The organism is Paenibacillus sp. NAIST15-1 (assembly GCF_001894745.1).
Classification (GTDB): Bacteria; Bacillota; Bacilli; order Paenibacillales; family Paenibacillaceae; genus Paenibacillus_B; species Paenibacillus_B suaedae.
Genome location: NZ_BBYF01000001.1, coordinates 420,091 through 439,082, shown reverse-complemented (window position 1 = coordinate 439,082; position 18,992 = coordinate 420,091). Strand labels below are relative to the sequence as shown.

The 18,992-nt window shown below is 48.5% G+C and carries 18 protein-coding genes; 16 read left to right on the top strand and 2 right to left on the bottom strand.

Annotated features, from left to right (window positions below; all coding sequences use genetic code 11):
- The first annotated feature begins 1 nt into the window (after position 1).
- The 9 genes from PBN151_RS01950 to PBN151_RS01910 are packed head-to-tail and all read left to right on the top strand — an operon-like array spanning position 2 to position 8,576.
- A complete protein-coding gene (locus PBN151_RS01950) occupies positions 2-655 on the top strand; it encodes a PIG-L deacetylase family protein (protein WP_065292608.1) in 654 nt (217 codons plus the stop codon).
- Complete coding sequence (locus tag PBN151_RS01945) at positions 652-1,338, top strand: WbqC family protein (RefSeq protein WP_072727422.1); 687 nt, start codon at positions 652-654, stop codon at positions 1,336-1,338. Before PBN151_RS01950 ends, PBN151_RS01945 begins: the two co-directional genes overlap by 4 nt.
- A complete protein-coding gene (locus PBN151_RS01940) occupies positions 1,335-2,630 on the top strand; it encodes a glycosyltransferase family 4 protein (RefSeq protein ID WP_083544800.1) in 1,296 nt (431 codons plus the stop codon). Before PBN151_RS01945 ends, PBN151_RS01940 begins: the two co-directional genes overlap by 4 nt.
- A 16-nt stretch (positions 2,631-2,646) precedes the next feature.
- Complete coding sequence (locus PBN151_RS01935; RefSeq protein ID WP_083544797.1) at positions 2,647-3,477, top strand: acyltransferase; 831 nt, start codon at positions 2,647-2,649, stop codon at positions 3,475-3,477.
- Positions 3,477-4,085 (top strand): sugar transferase, encoded by a 609-nt coding sequence (locus tag PBN151_RS01930; RefSeq protein ID WP_072727421.1) that lies wholly within the window; start codon positions 3,477-3,479, stop codon positions 4,083-4,085. Before PBN151_RS01935 ends, PBN151_RS01930 begins: the two co-directional genes overlap by 1 nt.
- Before the next feature lie 7 nt (positions 4,086-4,092).
- Positions 4,093-4,914 carry a GNAT family N-acetyltransferase gene (locus tag PBN151_RS01925; RefSeq protein ID WP_072727420.1) on the top strand — a complete coding sequence of 274 codons (822 nt, stop codon included), beginning with the start codon at positions 4,093-4,095 and terminating at the stop codon, positions 4,912-4,914.
- A gap of 30 nt (positions 4,915-4,944) precedes the next feature.
- The gene (locus tag PBN151_RS01920) at positions 4,945-6,306 is read left to right on the top strand and encodes a polysaccharide deacetylase family protein (RefSeq protein WP_072727419.1); all 1,362 of its coding nucleotides are present in this window, start codon (positions 4,945-4,947) and stop codon (positions 6,304-6,306) included.
- A complete protein-coding gene (locus PBN151_RS01915; RefSeq protein ID WP_072727418.1) occupies positions 6,299-7,414 on the top strand; it encodes a lipid II:glycine glycyltransferase FemX in 1,116 nt (371 codons plus the stop codon). Before PBN151_RS01920 ends, PBN151_RS01915 begins: the two co-directional genes overlap by 8 nt.
- A complete protein-coding gene (locus PBN151_RS01910) occupies positions 7,407-8,576 on the top strand; it encodes a DegT/DnrJ/EryC1/StrS family aminotransferase (protein WP_072727417.1) in 1,170 nt (389 codons plus the stop codon). Before PBN151_RS01915 ends, PBN151_RS01910 begins: the two co-directional genes overlap by 8 nt.
- Positions 8,577-8,823: 247 nt before the next feature.
- On the opposite strand, the gene PBN151_RS01905 is transcribed toward PBN151_RS01910, so the two are convergent.
- Complete coding sequence (locus PBN151_RS01905) at positions 8,824-10,464, bottom strand: hypothetical protein (protein ID WP_072727416.1); 1,641 nt, start codon at positions 10,462-10,464, stop codon at positions 8,824-8,826.
- 115 nt (positions 10,465-10,579) lie between these two features.
- On the opposite strand from PBN151_RS01905, the gene PBN151_RS01900 reads away from it, so the two are divergent.
- The 7 genes from PBN151_RS01900 (at position 10,580) to PBN151_RS01875 (ending at position 18,474) form a co-directional block, all read left to right on the top strand.
- A complete protein-coding gene (locus tag PBN151_RS01900; protein WP_072727415.1) occupies positions 10,580-13,684 on the top strand; it encodes a heparinase II/III domain-containing protein in 3,105 nt (1,034 codons plus the stop codon).
- Positions 13,685-13,710: 26 nt separating this feature from the next.
- Positions 13,711-15,081: a lipopolysaccharide biosynthesis protein gene (locus PBN151_RS01895; RefSeq protein ID WP_072727414.1), complete on the top strand. Its 1,371-nt coding sequence runs from the start codon at positions 13,711-13,713 to the stop codon at positions 15,079-15,081.
- A 1-nt stretch (position 15,082) separates the two neighbouring features.
- Positions 15,083-15,241 (top strand): hypothetical protein, encoded by a 159-nt coding sequence (locus PBN151_RS30940; RefSeq protein WP_161627364.1) that lies wholly within the window; start codon positions 15,083-15,085, stop codon positions 15,239-15,241.
- Positions 15,231-15,704 (top strand): hypothetical protein, encoded by a 474-nt coding sequence (locus PBN151_RS01890; RefSeq protein WP_072727413.1) that lies wholly within the window; start codon positions 15,231-15,233, stop codon positions 15,702-15,704. The genes PBN151_RS30940 and PBN151_RS01890 overlap by 11 nt, the downstream gene beginning before the upstream one ends.
- 162 nt (positions 15,705-15,866) lie before the next feature.
- Positions 15,867-16,457 (top strand): dTDP-4-dehydrorhamnose 3,5-epimerase, encoded by a 591-nt coding sequence (gene rfbC, locus PBN151_RS01885; RefSeq protein ID WP_072727412.1) that lies wholly within the window; start codon positions 15,867-15,869, stop codon positions 16,455-16,457.
- On the top strand, positions 16,454-17,323 hold the full coding sequence (gene rfbD, locus PBN151_RS01880; protein ID WP_083544789.1) for a dTDP-4-dehydrorhamnose reductase: 870 nt from the start codon (positions 16,454-16,456) through the stop codon (positions 17,321-17,323). The genes rfbC and rfbD overlap by 4 nt, the downstream gene beginning before the upstream one ends.
- Before the next feature lie 146 nt (positions 17,324-17,469).
- Positions 17,470-18,474, top strand: a complete 1,005-nt coding sequence (locus PBN151_RS01875; RefSeq protein ID WP_083544787.1) for an LCP family glycopolymer transferase — start codon at positions 17,470-17,472, stop codon at positions 18,472-18,474.
- A 77-nt stretch (positions 18,475-18,551) separates the two neighbouring features.
- Here the strand turns inward: PBN151_RS01875 and PBN151_RS01870 are convergent, their stop codons facing one another.
- The gene (locus PBN151_RS01870) at positions 18,552-18,992 is read right to left on the bottom strand and encodes a bactofilin family protein (RefSeq protein ID WP_072727411.1); all 441 of its coding nucleotides are present in this window, start codon (positions 18,990-18,992) and stop codon (positions 18,552-18,554) included.

Sequence of the window (18,992 nt, the reverse complement as noted above, 5' to 3'; positions counted from 1 at the left end):
CATGGTACTACCAACACAAGTTAGCGCTCGTAACATTTTGGTGCTGGCTCCTCATACGGATGATGCGGAACTAGGCTGCGGCGCGTTTATTGCGAAGCAGATCGAGTCTGGAGCTAATGTTGTTGTCGCGGCGTTTTCGGTAGCTGAGCAATCATTGCCAGGCGATTTCGCCAAAGACACGCTGGCGCATGAATTTCATGCATCCATGGACGTATTGGAAATTCCACATGACAATCGCATCATCTATCGATTCCCTGTCCGCCAATTTCCCACCCATCGCCAAGAATTGCTGGAAGTTCTCGTTGGAATGAAGCGAGACATGAAACCGGATTTGGTCCTAGTGCCATCCTCGTCCGATATACACCAAGATCATCAGGTCATCTGTAGTGAGAGCCAGCGCGCATTCAAGGAACAATCCCTTTACGGTTACGAGCTCCCTTGGAATCAACTGAGCACCAATTCACGAATATTTGCCCCGCTTGACCGGAAATATATGGAGCGGAAATGGGAGGCTTTGCAGCAATATCGTTCTCAGCTGCATCTGAACCGGAGCTATTTTACGAGAGAGATGGTATTTGGATTGGCCAAAATTCGAGGCGTTCAAATCGGTGAAGAGTATGCCGAAGCCTTTGAACCCCTAAGGGTGAGAATATGATTGTCAGCATTCATCAGCCGAATGTCCTGCCGTGGCTTGGTTTTTTTCATAAGATGGCCTGCTCGGATTTGTTCATCTTGCTCGATACCGTTCAATTCACGAAAAATGGCTATCAAAATCGCACAATGATCGACACGCAAGGCGGTCCGAAATGGCTGACTATTCCCGTAGCGAAGGAAGGCTTGTTCGGAACGAGGACGATCGATGTGCGAATTGCGAACAACCGCGACTGGCAGGCGGAGCACATGCGCCAGCTCGAGGCCAGCTATGGCAAATGCCCTGGGTATCTTCAGCGGAAAAATGAACTGCACGATCTCTACGGTGCGAAATATGAGCGCCTTGTCGATTTTGCTATACCGAGCATCGAGCTGCTCATGAACTGGCTGGACATTCGCACTCCGCTCATCCGTTCCAGTTCCATGTTGGCAGATGGGAGTAAATCGGAGCTGCTTGCTCAGCTCGTTCATGAGGCAGGCGGCGATGTTTATTTATCAGGCCCCAGCGGCAGGGAGTATTTAGATGAATCCATATTTCACAAATATGGAATCCGGGTGGAATATCACGAATTCACACCGTTTTCTTATCCGCAAAGACATGCCAAGGAAGGGTTTACGGGCGGGTTAAGCTCGCTGGATTATGCGATGCAAGTGGAAACTTTGCATTGGAAGGAGGCGGCAGTATGAGTGTAGCTGGAATGAACATATGGATCGTGAATCATTACGGAGTCGCCCCTGGCACAGGCGGAGGGACTCGTCATTTTGATTTGGCGAAGCAGCTTGTGAGGCAAGGAGCGAGTGTCACGATATTTGCTTCCGCCTACGGGCATCAGAATTGGATTAATCATTTGGAAGGCTCGCGCAATGCGGTTCGGGAAGTGACATATGATGGAGTGCGGTTCGTCTGGCTCCGCACAACGGCTTATAAGCGCAATGATTGGCGGCGCGTTAAGAATATGCTGGATTATACATGGCGCTGTTATTGGGAGGGGCGGCGGCGCAAAGAGAGCCCCGATCTCATCATCGGCTCTCTTATGCATCCTGCGGCTGCATGGATCGGTTCCCGCCTTGCTGCTCATCATAATGCGGTATTCTACTTCGAGGAACGAGACTTATGGCCGCAGACACTCATAGACTTCGGCAAGATGTCGCCGAACCATCCGATCGTCAAGGCGCTCTATTGGCTGGAATCTCATTTATATCGGAAGGCGTCCCGCATCATCGTGCTGTTCGATAAAGCTGCTGATTATGTGGAGAAGCAGAGCGGGCTGGGATCGAAGGTACTGGTTCTGCCTAATGGTGTCGATATGGAGCGCTTCGCTCTTCCGCTGGCCGAACTCCCTTCTGAGGTGGAGCGCCAATTTGAACAATGGCAAGGGAAGTTCATTGCGATTTATACCGGATCGCACGGTATTTCTGACGGCATACATCACCTTTTGGAAGCAGCAGCACTTAGTAAGGGAACCGACAGTAACATTCAATTCGTCTTTGTTGGGGACGGACCGGAGAAGGAAGCTCTAGTGCAGCAGGCGGAACAAGCGGGATTGACTAATGTAGCCTTCCTCCCACTTGTGAAGAAGGAAGCCGTGCCCACACTTTTGGCGCGGGCTCATGTAGGCTTAATTGCGCTGCGTGATGCTTCTGTCTACAAATGGGGCATGAGCTTCAACAAAATGTACGACTATATGGCTTCTTCATTGCCGACTCTTCTCGTTGGCAAGATTGACGACTCAGTCATTGCAAAGGAACGAATCGGTCTTGTCCTGCAAGATCCAGAGGAATTAAGTGAAGCTCTGTCCAAACTGGCGAGGCAGTTGAAGGATCGGGAGGAAATGGGCCATAGAGCAAGAGCGTATGTGGAACGAGAGCATGATTGGGAACGCATGTCCTATAAGCTCTCCGCGGCAATAGCGGAGGACGTTGGGCGTAACGAGAAGCGAGTTAGCAAGCGCAATACGGCTGCGTCCTACGATGTGTAGAGGGGATGATTCGAAGATGGGGATAAAGGATGACAAGCATGCAGCAGCAGAATTGCAAGTGTTGGGACAGGATATTCGAATGGGAGAACAGGTGAGGCTGGGATATTTCTGTGTAATTGGTGATGGAGTGACAATCGAAGATGGAGTCTGCATTGGCGATGGGAGCATCATTGGAGCAGGTGCGGTCATTGGCAAGGGAGCGGTTATTGGCCGTCATGTCATCATCGAAGAGAAGACGGTTTTGTGCGATGGGGTAACGATTATGGATCAAGCCGTCATCGGCAAGCAGCCATTTCGTGCGAAACGATCTGTACTTCAAGATAGAGGAAGCCAGGATCCGTGCATCATCGAGGAAGGCTGTACGATTGGAACAGCTAGCATCGTATATGCGGGCGCTGTTCTGGAGCAGGATGTATTCGTCGCCGACCTAGCTACTGTGCGTGAACGTGTACGTGTAGGTGCTGGTACGATTATCGGACGCGGAGCTTCGGTAGAGAACGATTGTACGGTAGGCGCACGCTGCAAGCTGGAAACGAATTGTTACATTACGGCTTATTCCACTATTGGTGATGATGTATTTGTTGCGCCGGGTGTTATCACGAGCAATGACAATTTCATTGGCCGAACGAAGGAACGATTTAAGTGGATGAAGGGAATAACTGTGAAGAAGGGCGGACGTCTTGGGGCTGGAGTCGTAACGCTGCCGGGGGTTGTCATTGAAGAAGAAGCCGTTGTCGCGGCTGGAAGTGTTGTTACTAAAGATGTGGAAGGACAGCAATTGGTCATGGGGATTCCTGCACGCGTTCTCCGTCAAGTGGCCGAGGAACAATTGCTGCAGCATCAGTAATGAAGCGTATATTCGATATTGCAGTTTCGTCCATTTTACTGCTCGTAATCAGCCCAATCCTCCTTATTACCTATATTTGCGTTCGCGTTGCATTAGGTTCGCCGGCCATTTTCAAGCAGGAGAGGCCGGGCAAGGATAAACGCGTATTCCAGGTTTATAAATTTCGCACGATGTCAGACGCCAGAGACAGTGCAGGGCAACTGCTTCCAGATGCCCACCGCATTACCCCTTTCGGTACGTTCCTGCGCTCAACGAGCTTGGATGAGCTGCCCCAATTGTGGAACGTGTTGCGCGGAGACATGAGCCTGGTAGGACCACGTCCTTTGCTCGTGAAGCACTTGCCGTACTTCACGAAGCGGGAACAGAAACGATTCCATGTTCGTCCGGGCATTACTGGATTAGCCCAGGTGAAGGGAAGGAACCATCTATCCTGGAATGAACGTTTGGAGCTTGACGTCCAGTATGTGGAGAACTGGTCCTTCTGGCTGGATATCAAAATTTTGTTCTTAACAATCATTACCGTGGTCAAGCGGGAGGGAGTTGCACTTCCTGGAAGTCGTGGGGCTTCTGACCTCGATAAGGAACGATATCACAGCCGCGAGGGGTGATGGGGACATGTGGAAACGATTATTTCCTGACTGCCGCATCGAGTCACGAGGCGAATCTGTTCATGTCCGAACGTTGGAACCGGAACATTATGAGGAAATCTCCCGCATGAGCGAGACATGGATGACTGCGGGGCTCTATGAAGCGACGCTTTTTTCGGCCCATGGATATGCTGATTTTTTGCGTGCTTCGCTTGCTATCCCTCCGTCTCGTTTCACTTCGCATTTTATAGGGATATATACGAATGCGAATTCCCTGATTGGCTTCGCAGAATGGAGACTGTTCGATGACATCTTATTTCTGAATAATTTCTACGTATCTGCTCTGTTCAGAGGAAGAGGCATCGGCTCCCATGTGATTCGACAGGCAAGCATTCACGCCGCGAAGGAGGGCTTCTCTTCCGTGCAGCTTGATGCATTCGACACGAACGAATCTGCCATTCGGCTATATGAGCGGAACGGATTCGTTCGCCAGCATGCTTATTATTGGTATGCAAGTGCTCCGCTGCATCAATGGATGGACGTAGAAGCGGAAGAGGGCAGCTTGGATTATATGATTCAAGACTGGCCGCAAGCGGTAGCCAGCCTCGAAGTGTATGGATATGGATTCTTTCGCGTGAGCTTCGATCATCAAGAAGAACGAATTGTGCTTATGAAGGAGAATTATTTCCGTATGCGCTTGAAAGCTGCAATGAATAAGGATGTGCTTGCTCTGCTTGCACGTCTTGCCCCGCATCGAAGGGTGCTTGTGTCAGACGGAGGGGAAGAGCCGCCTCACTCCGGCATGGAACAGTTGGCTGTAGCGTTTCGCATGGTGAAGCCATTGTCTTGATAAGATGAGGACAGGAAAGGGTTAAGGGCCATGATTATTACAATACCTGCATTGTTCGTACCCGAACGAACATATATCATTCAACAATTGGTCGGCGATATGCTTGGATTACCGTATCAGCTCGTCGTGGACAATGATAAGGATCAGTCGCCCTATATCCGGTTCGCACTGTCGAACGGGAGCAGCCTGTATATCAGAGATGCCTTCTTTGCTCAATATGAGGATGGATTGTCTTACTTGTCCGCGGATACGAGCCAACTACGTGTGTCCTATGCCAACTCCAGATTTGCTCCCGAAGGGGATTTGCCCGTATGGTTCGGGAGAGGGGAATGGCGAGTGGATGGAGGGGACTTGTATTGCGAAGCAGATCTGCTGGCTGCTTGCTTTTTTATGCTCACTCGATGGGAAGAGTGCGCGAACATAAGAGACCGTCATGAACGGTTCCCCTCATCCGGCAGTTTGGCTGTTCGGAGCCGCTTCTGGCAGCGTCCTGTTGTGAATGAGATGGCTGAGATGCTCTGGAATATGCTCATTGAAGTAGGGTTGGAGGCAGAACGAACAAATCGTCCCTCTGAATTGATTGTGACGCATGATGTGGATGATTTGCGATATTGGGACGGTATGAAGCGTCTTATTCGGAGTATGGCAAGAGGCTTGGCCAACTTGAGTCCATTGGCTCCCATTCGAAGCATGCAGGAATACATACAAGTAAAGTCAGGTAGATGTGCCGACCCGTACGATACATTTGATTGGCTGATGGACCTGTCTGAGCAGGCAGGAGTTCAATCCAGGTTCTATTTTATGGCGGGGGGCACGACCTTTTACGACAATCGATATGATGTCCGGGGAGAACTCGCTCGTTCGGTGCTCAAGCGTGTACGTGAGCGCGGTCATATCGTCGGATTCCACCCCAGCTATGATGCATACTGCAATGAAGAGTTGTTCTTGCAAGAGAAGGAGCGGCTTCAAGAGGCGGCGGGATGCGTGGTGACAGAGGGAAGGCATCATTATTTGCGCTTCCGTGTTCCGGATACATGGGGCATATGGGAGCGAGCTGGGATGAAGATAGACAGTACGATTGGGTATGCCGATGAAATCGGGTTTCGCAGCGGAATCTGCCATTCATACCGTGTCTTTGATATTCATGCCAGACAGCCTTTATCTCTACAGGAGCTCCCTCTAACCGCAATGGAGGTAAGCCTTGGCGGTTATCAAGGACTTGAACCCGCTCAGATGTTTGAGCAGATGAATAACCTTCTAGGAGTCGTGCATCGATATCGCGGACAGTTCGTTTTATTGTGGCACAACTCCAACATTCGCAACTCGTTCTGGAAGCCGTATGCGAATTACTATCATTCGTTCGTCATTCAAGGAGGGTGTCCAATTGGGTAATGTTCAAATACTGTCGCCTGACGATAGGAAGCAATGGGATGAACTTGCCATGAGTATAGTGAATCCGGACATATATTGGTTATCAGGCTATTGCTCCTTATACGAGAGCGGACAGGAAGAATCGGCACGTCTATTTATTTACAAAGAAGATACCGGAACTGTCATGTATCCATTTGTTCTCAGGCAAGTCAATACTCTACCGCATATTAAGCGCTTATGGGAAGACGCTCCGGAAATGTACGACATTATTACCCCATACGGTTATGGAGGACCTATATGCACTTCCTTACATAATGAAGATCGTAATGGATTGCTTGGGCGATTTCAGCAAGCCTTCTCCAGCTATTGTAAGGATCAAAAAATTATAACGGAGTTTGTCAGATTTCATCCTCTTTATCGCAATCATCAGGATTACATGGACGTGGATCCGTGCTTCGTGCGCAATACGATCAGTGTGGATTTAGAACCGGCGGTGGACGATATTTTCGCCAAGTTCAGCTCCAAGAACCGGAATCGAATTCGTGTATCTTTGAAATCTGGACTTTTTGGACGGCAGGAAACGATGACGTTAGAACGGCTTCAATCTTTCATTGATATGTATTATCACACGATGGATCGTGTGAAGGCTCAGGCCAGCTATTACTTTACCGAACAATACTTTTATGACATGCTGGATCGCCTATCCGATCAGCTCACCATGCTGGGAATATACGCGGAAGACGAGTTGGTTTGTGCATCGATATTTTTGCATGAAGGTGAACATGTGCACTATCATCTGCTCGCTTCCAATGAGCGATATTTTTCTTGCGCGCCCAATAATTTTTTGCTGTACTTCGCCATACAGCACTTCAAGGAACGAGGATTCAAGAAGATTCATTTAGGCGGCGGTTATACAGGCAATGATTCCTTGTATCGCTTCAAGAAAGGGTTCAATAATCATGAACCATTGGACTTCTATGTTGGAAGGAAAGTACGAGATCCCTACCTATACAAATTATTGAAAAGCAAATTTAATGGTATTACGGAGAGCGAGTATTTCCCATTTTATCGCGACCCTTCACTTATGGCGGTTGGGATTGACTCAGCAGAGGTGACCCAGTATGTCTAAGCCTTATATATATCTGTCTCCTCCGCATATGGGAGATGAAGAACGGATTAAAATCGATGAGGCATTTGCTAGTAATTGGCTGTCCTCCGTCGGTCCGCATATTCAGGCATTTGAAGAAGAAGTGGCCCATTATGTAGGGGCGCAAGGAGCAGTTGCGCTAAGCTCAGGGACGGCGGCCATCCATTTGGCTTTACGGCTGGCCGGGGTAGAAGCGGGCGATTATGTGCTATGTTCCACGTTTACCTTTATAGCTAGTGTGAATCCTATCCTGTACTTGAACGGGATTCCTGTATTTGTTGATTCGGAGCCGAACTCCTGGAATATGTCGCCAGAGGCGCTGGAACGGGCATGTGAGCAGCTTGCGCAAGAGGGGAAGACGCCGAAAGCTGCTGTCATCGTTCATCTCTATGGGCAGAGCGCAGATATGGATGCAATTATGGCTATCTGCAATCGTTATGGCATTATTGTGGTGGAAGATGCAGCAGAGTCACTAGGTACGACCTATCGTGGCAGACATTGTGGGACAATCGGTCATTTCGGCATCTATTCGTTCAACGGCAATAAGCTCATTACCACATCCGGAGGGGGAATGCTGGTGAGCAGCGACCCCGTGGCACTTAGAAAGGCCAGACATTGGGCGACACAGGCTAAAGAAGATCTGCCGTACTATGAGCATTATGAGATGGGGTACAATTACCGGATGAGCAATGTGCTGGCAGGAATTGGACGTGGTCAGCTCACCGTGATTGAAGGGCGAATTGCCGCAAGAAGGGCTGTATATCAGCGGTATCGGAGTGTATTGGAAGCTTATGATGGTATTCGACTGATATCAGAACCTACCTACGGAAGATCGACTTGCTGGCTTACGGTTATCTTGGTTGACTGCAAGCGTACGGGGACGTATCCGCTCTCGATCAAAACTGCTCTGCAGCAGAACGGCATCGAGTCGCGTCTCGTATGGAAGCCGATGCATCTGCAGCCGATGTTCCACTCCAGCTTATATTTCCCTCACGAGTCGCATCTTAGTGTGTCCGAGCAATTGTTTGCACAAGGGCTATGCTTGCCATCCGGCTCGAATCTGACGAGTGCTGAACAGGATCGGGTGGTCGATGTCGTTTTGGAACATTTACAGCAGAATGCGATTTATCGGCAAAGTGTGTAGAACAGGAAGAAGCATAGAAGCCGAGTGAAGAAGGAATCACCCGGCTGCCCGTACCATTTTTTTTATAAGTGCGTGTTCAAAAAGGCTGGTTTTCAGCACCGAGAAAGTTGGATGAAGCTAGGGCATGAGGAGCGGAGCGTACGTTTTGGGTACATGAGCACCGGAAGGCCCGGCTGAATTCAAGATTCGATGCCGAGCCCACTTCATGATTTACTTCGTGATCAAAAGCGGACTTTTTGAACAACCTCTATAAGCCTGTATAGGATCTTTTTTCTATCCACTGATTGGGCGCTTGAATGCATTGCCAGCCTTCTACGACATATTTGCTGCCTTCGGTGCCGAGCAGCGAGAGATTATCGTTCAAGATCATTCGCCCTTTATCCCATTGTCCTGCAGTAGGCGGCTGCGTGCCAAGATTCACACCAGGTATGATCTCTTCGTAGCCAGACCAGACCGCTGCCGTGCAGTCGATGCTGTAAATGCAGAAACTCTTGATGCGCAGCGGCTGTGTTCCTCCTGATAACAAGACGCGTATCATAGTGACATCAGAATGAACACGGAAATAGAAGTCTTTGTTGGAGTCAGAGCCGGTAATATAACCGCCTATTGCTCCACCCCCGGGTGCGGTTGTGTTGAAGTAGGGCTCTGCGTTGGAGGAGCCTTTGACTGTTGCTTCATTTTGAATAGTGCTTCCTAGAATGTTGCCGTTTGCATCGTAGCAGATGACAATGACGCGTCCCCCATATCCAGTGATCGTATCTTTTTGTACAATAAATCGCTTGGCTTTGGAGGTGTTGATGAATACGCCGATTGCTGGCTGAATAAGCTCTACATATTCATTGGCGAGCGTCATTGCTCCGGACTTCAGAACTGTGGACGTGCGAGAAGTGGCGACATTAACGCGTGGAATATTGACTAAGCTGTTCCCATTATAGTAGCAGGCTATTTTATTCAGGGAACCGGATAGGAAGATCATGTTTCCTTTTGTATTGATTAATTTGGATTTGCGTGAGGAGTACACGGATACAGGATAACGGCTTCGATCATCGATATTGCTTCCGTTCAGTTCTCCATAACCGACATTGAACACGTTATTCGAAGACGAGTTGAACACCCGTACAAAGGTCGTATTATTGTCCTCGTTGCGCATATCTTGGAATTTATTTTGCTCACCGTGATAGATCAGAAGCGGGACTGCTTCGGCATTGCCCGTAAGGTAGGATTGGCCAAGCTCGAAGCTAGGTTTGATAAAGACATTGTTGTTATTGTAAAAGTACGAATTATCAGGCGATACAATGCGAATTCCGTAACGGCTTGCATTCGTATTGACCTGACTCCAGCATCCAAACCTTCCATTCTCAAATAAATTTTCATTGACCCAGCCAGAACGAACTGCCGACAAATCCAGCGCAATCTTATTATTTATGATTTGTCCAAGTGTCAGCTTGTTGAAGGAGAATCCTTTACTATTTCCCTTAGCTTGCAGACCGATTGTGAAGCCATCGATTCCCACAATATCGATATTACATGAGATGAAGTTGGTCAGAATGATGCCGATGTTCCCTTCGCTGCTCCAGTCGGATACTTGCGCATTTCGGACATTCAATTTGTAATCCATCATGGTGGTAGATTCGATGGCATTGCCGATCAGCAGACAAGGTTGAGTGTTGTCTCCCTTATAAATAAGCGGGGCATCCATAATAAGTCTGACGCCGGATGGCACGGTGATTGCTTGGGAGACTACAGCACCTTTGCCGGGAGGAAAGTAGACGCTCATCTGATTGACCGCAGCGAATTGCAGCGCTTTATTGACGGGAGTGGTATCGTCTGCTGCTCCATCGTACAAAGCTCCGAAGTTCTGCGGCGTAACAAAGTTCGGATTAATCATAGGCAACACATCCTCTTCTATCGGAATAGTAGCTTGTTTTTTATACAATATGAAACGCCCTACTAGAAAGTGATGACAGCAAATGTCACGATATATGAGTAAGGAGATTACATATATGACAACTTATAGAATTGATTGGAAATGGAAGTTAATTATCGTTTCTTTCATTATTGCTGTACTATATTTTTGTATCGATTTCGTGCTTATGAACAGTCCGCATGCAGCAGGCCAGTCCAGGAGCAATTACTATACAGCAGAGAAACGTCAAGCTGTTCAGGACAATGTGAAAATGTATAAATGGGCGCGGGATGAAAGGGATGCAAGCATAAGAAGGGCGCAAAAATATATAGATTTGAGCTACGAAGAGCTATGGTCGATGATTACCACGCAGGCCTTGCCGAGAAGCTATGATGTGAATGAAGAGATGGGAAGTGTGATAGGTGGTCAGAAGGGGCCTCGTGATGACCGTTCAAGCTACGAAATTGATCCTGTGGCGAAGCCGTGGAAAGTAACGGATAAATCGAATGGAATGATGTTCCCAACGAATGATTTCGCTTCATACTACCGGAGCGGCTTAGATGATAAGGGAGGATTTGATCCGAAGCGCGCCGACCGCAAATATTTGGTGAATACGCTGTATCCGGACAAAGGCACGGCATTTGGCGTCGATGACGGCAGTGGATATGTTGATGAAAAAGGCAACAAGTATACGTTCATCGCGTTCTACAATCATTGGGTATGGAGTCAGTGGTTAACTGATGCATTGCGTTCGCTGCGTGAAGCCTACTTATATACGGGAAATGAGAAGTATGCATATAGCGGTCTGGTTCTATTAGATCGTGTAGCCGATGTGTATCCTGATATGGACGTCTCCGTGTATCGGTGGGAGGATGGGTTCAAAAATGCGCACGGCGGGACGGGACAAGGCAAAGTATTGGGATCAATTGCTGAAGTTACACTGACGGAGCAGCTGCTCCTCAGTTACGATGCCTTTTTACCCGTACTCCAGAAGAAGACTGCTCCATACTTGTCCTTTTTGCAAAAGAAAGCCGCTCGTTACAGCCTTCCCTCATCGAAGGGAACAGCCGACAGTATAAAGCAAAACTTTGAGAATCGTATCATTCGTCAAATTGTGCCTGCTGTCAAGAAAGCGCAAATTTCAGGCAACTTCGGATCTCATCAGAATGTGATCGCACTAGCGGCTATTACCTTGGATCAGCTTCCTGAATCTGCGGAGTGGATTCAATTTGCGCTGCAGTCAGGGCAGTTGGAGCGTGTAGCGGGCGGCGGATGGAGAATAAGTGGCGGAGGCGTCTATGACGTTCTGGCGAATCGTATTGATCGCGATGGCTATGGTGATGAAGCTTCACCTGAATACAATGTGACCTGGTTGGAACGAATGAACAGTTTGGCGGATATTTTGGACAGCTATGAGCGCGTCCCAAGCGCGGATTTGTATAAGCATCCGAAGGTGAAGAAGATGTTCTATGCCTTTCTTGATCTTGTGATGCAAGGCAAGGACACACCCAATATCGGGGATTCCGGCTCGATAGGCAAAGATAATATTTGGGCGAAGCGGGACTTGGTATGGAGGGCATTTGTTAAATATCGCGATCCTTTATTTGCCCAGGCAGCATTTCTATTGAATGGAAACCGAACGGAAGGGATTACAAATGATTTGTTTCAGCCGAAGATGGAAGCGCTGCTAGCTCAGTTCCGGAAAGTCGTACAATCTCAGGGCAGCTATAAGTTCAAAAGTATCAATTTAACGGGATATGGATACACAGCTTTGAGGCATGGGGATATTGAGGCTTGGCTGTACTATGGGCGAAATGGCACATCCCACGCTCATCGGGATGCGCTGAATATCGGGTTATATGGGTTCGGTCTAGATATGGCCCCGGATCTTGGTTACGTGACCTTCGCTGACGATAACATTTTGCGCAGACGCTGGGAATCGAACACCATATCGCATAATACAGTTGTGTTCAATAAGGAAGGACAGCAGCCAAATTCATGGGTTGGCATTCCACGTCATTATGATGACGGCAAATACGCCAAATTAATCGATGTGGAGGCGCCCTATGCATACGAGGGGGCTGACGTGTATCGAAGGACGTTCGCTCTTATTCCCATTGATGATCGACTTGCCTATGCCGTTGATTTCTTCCGCGTCAAGGGGGCGGGTGAACAAGTGTCAAGCTTTCACGGCATGGAAGGAACGGTCGAGACTGGTGGGCTGAAATTAGTGGAGCAGAAGTCAGGCACGTATGCTGGCGAACAGATTCCTCTTGCAGATCCCGCCTATTCGGAGCAGAGCAAGAGCGGATATAACTATTTGTACAATGTCCGTAAGGACAAGGATCCGATCGGCCAGTTTTATGCAGAGTGGAAGTCGGCGAAGTCTGTGTCATATAACCGCGCGCAGGTGAAGCCGAATTTGCGGGTTACGATGCTTGGTTCGTATACAGATGCAGCAGTTGCCCAGGGAGATCCACCCCAAAATAAGCCGGGGAATCCTCGGCGACTCGATTATTTATTAACACGGCGTCCTGGCGGGGAGAGCTTGTTCACTTCGATTCTGGAGCCATTCGCGAAGGAACGAACGATCAAAACAATTCGAAGGCTTAGCGTAACCCATGAAGGTGCGGCTGTTCCTGAATGGGAAGCGATGGCCATTGAGGTTGCCCTCCAAAATGGTCGGAAAGATACGATTATTTGCAGTCTGGAATCGAATCGGGAATACCAATTGGAGAACGGACTGTCATTCAAGGGCTTTTTTGGACTGACAAGTATGTCGTCTAAGGGGGCGAAGGTTCAGTATGCACACGATGGAACGTGGCTGCAGAACGATGGCGGCAAGCAGGAGTCCAAATCGGAAGCAGAGCGCTTAGTGGGGAAAGTTGCTGGCTTTACAACAGGGTGGAGCCTTGATAATCGTTTGGAACTCCAATTTGAAAATATGGCATCGTTCGATGTGAAGAAACTAGTTGGTGCTACGGTGTATGTTGACAATCATTCGGTGACTTCATCGAACTCTGCAGCTGTACGGAATGCGGCTTATACGATTAAGAGTGTAATCAAGCAGGAAGGCAGTCATGTGGTCGTTAGCCTTGGCAATACGACCTTTATTCAACAACAGATTGGCGATAGATTCATCTACGATGTTCAGGCAGGGCAGTCGTTTGTTATCCCTCTATCGCAAGTACGCCAATTTTAGCGGAATGACAAAGGAAGGTTACGAGAATGAATATTATCCATACTGCGATCAAGCGCTGGCGCGTGCTCACCGGCCAGGGATCCTTTGTTAAGAACGTTATTATTATGCTTAGCGGGACGGCTGCCGCCCAAGGAATAGGGATTGTTCTATCCCCCCTCTTGGCACATTTGTATACACCTGAGCAATACGGTGAGCTGGCTGTTTATATGTCTATACTGGCGATTTCTGTTTTGTTCGGAAGCTTGGGGTTTGAACGAGCGATACCGATGGAGGAGGACGAAGAGCATATCCCCTATATCGTATCCTTTTGTTTTTTGCTTCTCATTCTTCTCACCGGTGTGTTCTTGGCAGCGATTATTTTGTTTGCACCGATGATATCTGATTCGTTCAGAATTGGAATGATCGTGTACCTGCTTCCTATATCTTTCTTCGGTTACGGCCTCTATAATACGTTAAATTATTGGGCGCTCCGAACGAGAAGCTATGGACCGCTAGCCAGAACGAAATGGGTGCAGGGGATGGGGGGAATCCTTATCCAGTTGGCTGCTCCGTTTGTCGGATTGGGTAGAGTCGGTCTCGTATTGGGCGAAGTATTTGGACGCGTAGCAGGAACGGGAACACTGTACACGTTATTTCATAAGCAATTCCGGCCTGGCCAATGGGCCCGTCAAGCGAATTGGAGCATTATGAAGAAGATGGTCAGCCGATATCGCAAAATTGCGCTGTATGTGACTGGATCAGGAGTATTCACCTCGATGACACTCCAAATGCTGCCGCTCTTCATGGCGGGATATTACGGGTTGAAGGAAGCGGGCTCCATCGCTCTCGTTGATAAGGTGCTGGGAGGGCCGATACTGCTGCTGAGCATGTCTATCTCGCAAGTGTTCTACGCGGAATCGATGAAGCATGCACGCGAGAATCCGCAGATGCTCGAGCAACTATTCCGGGATACGTTTCGCAAGCTATGTCGGATTGGAGTAGTACCTATTCTTGTAATCGCGGTTGTAGGCCCGCCGTTATTTGTATGGCTGTTCGGTACTGCATGGGAACCTGCTGCCAAATATGTGCCGGTCTACGCGCTATTGTACGGTGTAAATATTTTGTTTTCTCCGGTATCCGTCATTCTAGAATCCCTTCGCCTGCAGCATTGGAATTTTTGGTGGACGGTTACTCGTTTTCTGTCATTGGCGCTAGGTTTGCTAATCGTCGTATGGCTGCAATTGTCCCCGCTGGCGGCAGCCATCTTGCAAGCCGTCATATTGGGCGTATTCTATTTGATTATTTATCGAATGAGCGCTATCGGCATAAGGAAGCGTAAGGAAGAGTGGATGAATTCCGCTGCAACAGGTGGAACCGATACGACAGTGAATGAACGAGGTGATAGGAGTGAGGCATGACATGACAGTTGAGCAACTTGAAAGAGAGTCCTTGACAGAGAAACGGACGGTTGATATTACGGACATCATGCTGCAATTAGGCATTTTGCGTGCAAGGTGGGAATGTGCTGCGAGTCATTCTGTTGTTCAGATTGTACAAGAGGAATATCATGACGAATAATTGGCCAACTGCGTATCCGTCGCAACTATTCATTATCTTGCCCAAGCCGGTACCCGTTCTGATGACAATAGATCGCGTGCATCAGGAGCCTGTTCATCACGCGCGAAGCTGTGAAGTTATGCTTGTCGGGCTTAGCCCGAACTGCTTAACGATGATTACTCATTTGAGCTTGCCAATATCGAACCATTACTCCTTAGCATTTACATGTGAATTTGACGACGACCGTATGTCCATTCGCGGAAACGTTGTGTGCAAAGAACGGAAGCATGAACAAGAACAGGTTGAATATCAATACACCGTCAAATTTATATTAACCCCTCAGCAGAAAGCAATGCTTACCTCACGACTAAACATTCAACTTACGAAGGCATGTCCGCATTATTCCAAAATGATGAATACGTATAATCAATGTTTTTTGTATAACCCCGATCCTGCTTGGGCGCAAGTCCAATGGTTCGGCTGACCGTAGAACTGGAATCATCCCGAATATGTGATTGATGGATATATGTCGCACTTTCCCCACATTGAATGTCAATAAGAGGGTGAACGGCATAGAATAGTAATGAGTGGGCGAAAAGCCTCTTCAATCAGTCACGAATTATCTCTCGAAAAGGGAGTTGTCAGGATGAAGGTCAGTCAGACAAAATTACCCGAAGTATTTCTTCTCGAGCCGAATGTGTTCGAGGATGAACGCGGATTTTTTATGGAGAGCTATCACGCACATAAGTGGGAAGAGCTTGGTATAAATTATTCGTTCATGCAGGATAACCATTCCTTATCCGTGCGTGCTGGCACACTGCGAGGTCTTCATTATCAGTTGGATCCTTATGCGCAGACGAAGCTGGTACGGGTTGCAGTCGGAGCCGTCTATGATGTTGCGGTTGATATTCGCCAAGGCTCTTCGACGTTCGGACAATGGGTTGGTGCTATCTTAAGCGGATCAAATCGTCGGCAGCTTCTCGTCCCGCAAGGCTTTGCACATGGCTTCTGCACGCTCGTTCCGAATACAGAGGTTCTATATAAGGTGGATGCTCCCTATCATGCGGCATCCGACCGAGGGATTGCATGGAACGATCCAGCGCTTCATATTGACTGGCCTGTAAGCAAGCCAATCTTGTCAGAGAAGGATGCCAAGCATCCGATGTTAGAAGATGCCGAGCTTCCTGCTTGGAAGGCAGCCCCCAATTCTTGCAATAAGGATGGTGCTGCCGAGTGAACAAGGAAGAGATGAAGGTGCTGGTTACAGGAGCAGGTGGGCAACTTGGAATGGAGATGCTGATTGTGCTGCATCGCCACGGCATATCGGCAGTTGGCTACGGGCATCACGATATGGATGTGGCGGATGCGGAGCGAGTGCGGACGGTGATGGAGAAGGAGCGTCCTACACATGTTATCCACGCTGGGGCGTATACGAAGGTAGACTTGGCTGAGTCGGATTCTGACACAGCGTATCGAATTAACAGCTACGGGACGCGCAACGTGGCCGTAGCGGCTAACCGTATTGGTGCAGCACTTGTATATATCAGCACGGATTATGTATTTGATGGGAAGAGTGACTGCCCATACAATGAGTTCCATTCCGTTCGTCCCATCAATATCTATGGGCGTTCGAAGTGGGAAGGCGAGAGATTTGTACGAAATCATCATCCTGGTGCATTTATTGTACGCACCTCTTGGGTTTTCGGCTTGTATGGGGACAACTTCGTCAAAGCGATTCTAAGGAAGGCACAGACGGAACAAGTGCTGCAAGTCGTTAATGACCAAGTTGGTTCGCCTACGTATACGCTTGATTTGGCGGAGAAGATAGTCGAATTGCTCTACACTACCAAATATGGAACCTATCATATTACGAACAGCGGAAGCTGCTCGTGGCATGAATTCGCTACAGCAATTATCAAGGAGGCAGGCTTGTCTACGATCGTACGCGCGGTGCCCACCTCTCATTTTCCAAGGCCTGCTCGCAGACCTGAATATTCAGTGTTGGAGCCACTAGCGTTGAGGCTTAATGACTTCTCGCTGCTTCGACATTGGAATGAGGCAATACGGCATTTCTTGCAGAAGGATGCTCCTCCCGAGAAATAGAGTGGTAATAGGGTGAAAGGGCAGATCGCACAAGTGAATAAGATGGATCTCGTTATTCGTTGTTTGCTTGCGCGATCTGGCCGGTCGGTTCAAATTTGCACGAACGATCAAGGTGAATAGAGGGGAGCAAGGGGAGGGGAGATTGTTTGATAGTACGAAGGAACTCATTGCGAAGATGGCACAAGGTCGTTCTTATCCTGCTTGGAGCTATGATATTAATTGTATCTACCGTTCTTCTTATCGTATGGAATACGTTGAAGGGAACGGCTGATGCGATGTATGAACCGCTCCCGGAAGGAACGAGAGGGCCATTACTGGAGCAGCCGACATCTGATTTGACGAAGCATGCTGTGCGAGATAGGAACGAGACAGTGCCAGCATCGACAAAGGCAGCTACTGGTCTGCCGAATTTATCCGAGCAGAGCCCCTTTACGCTGCTCCTGATCGGAACGGATGAGCGGCCTGGCGATAAGGGGAGATCTGATTCGCTCGCCCTGGTTCTGGTTCACCCGCAGAGTGGTACCTTGTCCTTGCTCAGCATTCCTCGTGATACGAGGACGTCAATCGTAGGCCACCATACGGTTGATAAAATCAATCATGCCTATGCATTTGGCGGAGTTCCAATGACAGTTGCCACGGTGGAACAACTCTTTAAGGTGCCTGTTCATTATTATGTGAAGACGAATATGAATGGGTTTGTGTCGATGATAGATGCCTTAAACGGCATAGAAATAGAGAATCGCTTATCATTCACGGACGACGGTATAACTTTCCCGAAGGGCAAGGTGGCGTTGCAAGGGAGAGAAGCACTCGTATATGTTCGGATGCGCAAGCAGGATCCAGATGGCGACTTTGGCCGCATGCAGCGACAGCGCCAAGTGCTGCAGGCGATACTGAACAAGTCGGCCCAACTTGACTCAGCAGGACATTGGATGGATTTGCTCGCACAGGTAAAGGAGAATATCCGTACAAACCTGCAATTTGACGATTGGAAGCAGCTGATGCTTCATTATCGGCCACAGTTGACGAAAGTGGAGCAGCAGGTGCTGCAGGGGAAGGGGAAGATGATCAATGGGATCTACTACTTCCTCCCTGATGAAGAACAATTGCAGAAAATAGCCGAATCGATACGCAACCAATTGAAGGGGTAAACATATAAATACATAAAAAATGAGCGAGAATTCCCATGTTAACACCTTCTCCTCTATATAATAGAAGAAGCAAGCGGTTATCCCGCTTGCTTCTCGTTTTCTTTATGACTAGATGCATTGGCCGTCTCTTGTTTGTTCCCCTTGCCGCCTTTTTTGGATGAGCTAGCCTCGGATGAACGTTCCATGAGGCTTGTTCCATTCAGTAATCCGCCTTCCTGGATTAACAGCACTTCCGATAGACAATTGCCGCAGACTTGCCCCGTTGAGGAAATTACTAATTTGCCGCTTGCGTGAATATCGCCAACTACGCTGCCTGCTACAATAATATGATTGGCGGTAAGGGTAGAGTGTGCCTCTCCATGTTCACCAATTGTAATCGTACCACTGCAAGTCACTTCTCCTGTGAACTTGCCGTCAATGCGGATGTTTGCCTCGCAGCGGATTGCGCCTTCTAATTGAGTCCCAGGTGCGATATACGTGTCACTGTGCTTCGGTTGTTGTGTTGAGCGACGGAGCAT

Excerpts from the sequence above, each read along its gene's own strand:
- PBN151_RS01900 (WP_072727415.1), top strand. The coding sequence starts at position 10,580 with ATGACAACTTATAGAATTGATTGGAAATGGAAGTTAATTATCGTTTCT.
- rfbC (WP_072727412.1), top strand. The coding sequence starts at position 15,867 with ATGAAGGTCAGTCAGACAAAATTACCCGAAGTATTTCTTCTCGAGCCG.
- PBN151_RS01935 (WP_083544797.1), top strand. The coding sequence starts at position 2,647 with ATGGGGATAAAGGATGACAAGCATGCAGCAGCAGAATTGCAAGTGTTG.
- PBN151_RS01895 (WP_072727414.1), top strand. The coding sequence starts at position 13,711 with ATGAATATTATCCATACTGCGATCAAGCGCTGGCGCGTGCTCACCGGC.
- PBN151_RS01950 (WP_065292608.1), top strand. The coding sequence starts at position 2 with ATGGTACTACCAACACAAGTTAGCGCTCGTAACATTTTGGTGCTGGCT.
- PBN151_RS01870 (WP_072727411.1), bottom strand. The coding sequence starts at position 18,992 with ATGCTCCGTCGCTCAACACAACAACCGAAGCACAGTGACACGTATATC.
- PBN151_RS01940 (WP_083544800.1), top strand. The coding sequence starts at position 1,335 with ATGAGTGTAGCTGGAATGAACATATGGATCGTGAATCATTACGGAGTC.
- PBN151_RS01890 (WP_072727413.1), top strand. The coding sequence starts at position 15,231 with ATGACGAATAATTGGCCAACTGCGTATCCGTCGCAACTATTCATTATC.
- PBN151_RS01905 (WP_072727416.1), bottom strand. The coding sequence starts at position 10,464 with ATGATTAATCCGAACTTTGTTACGCCGCAGAACTTCGGAGCTTTGTAC.
- PBN151_RS01930 (WP_072727421.1), top strand. The coding sequence starts at position 3,477 with ATGAAGCGTATATTCGATATTGCAGTTTCGTCCATTTTACTGCTCGTA.
- PBN151_RS01945 (WP_072727422.1), top strand. The coding sequence starts at position 652 with ATGATTGTCAGCATTCATCAGCCGAATGTCCTGCCGTGGCTTGGTTTT.
- PBN151_RS30940 (WP_161627364.1), top strand. The coding sequence starts at position 15,083 with ATGACAGTTGAGCAACTTGAAAGAGAGTCCTTGACAGAGAAACGGACG.
- PBN151_RS01910 (WP_072727417.1), top strand. The coding sequence starts at position 7,407 with ATGTCTAAGCCTTATATATATCTGTCTCCTCCGCATATGGGAGATGAA.
- PBN151_RS01920 (WP_072727419.1), top strand. The coding sequence starts at position 4,945 with ATGATTATTACAATACCTGCATTGTTCGTACCCGAACGAACATATATC.
- PBN151_RS01925 (WP_072727420.1), top strand. The coding sequence starts at position 4,093 with ATGTGGAAACGATTATTTCCTGACTGCCGCATCGAGTCACGAGGCGAA.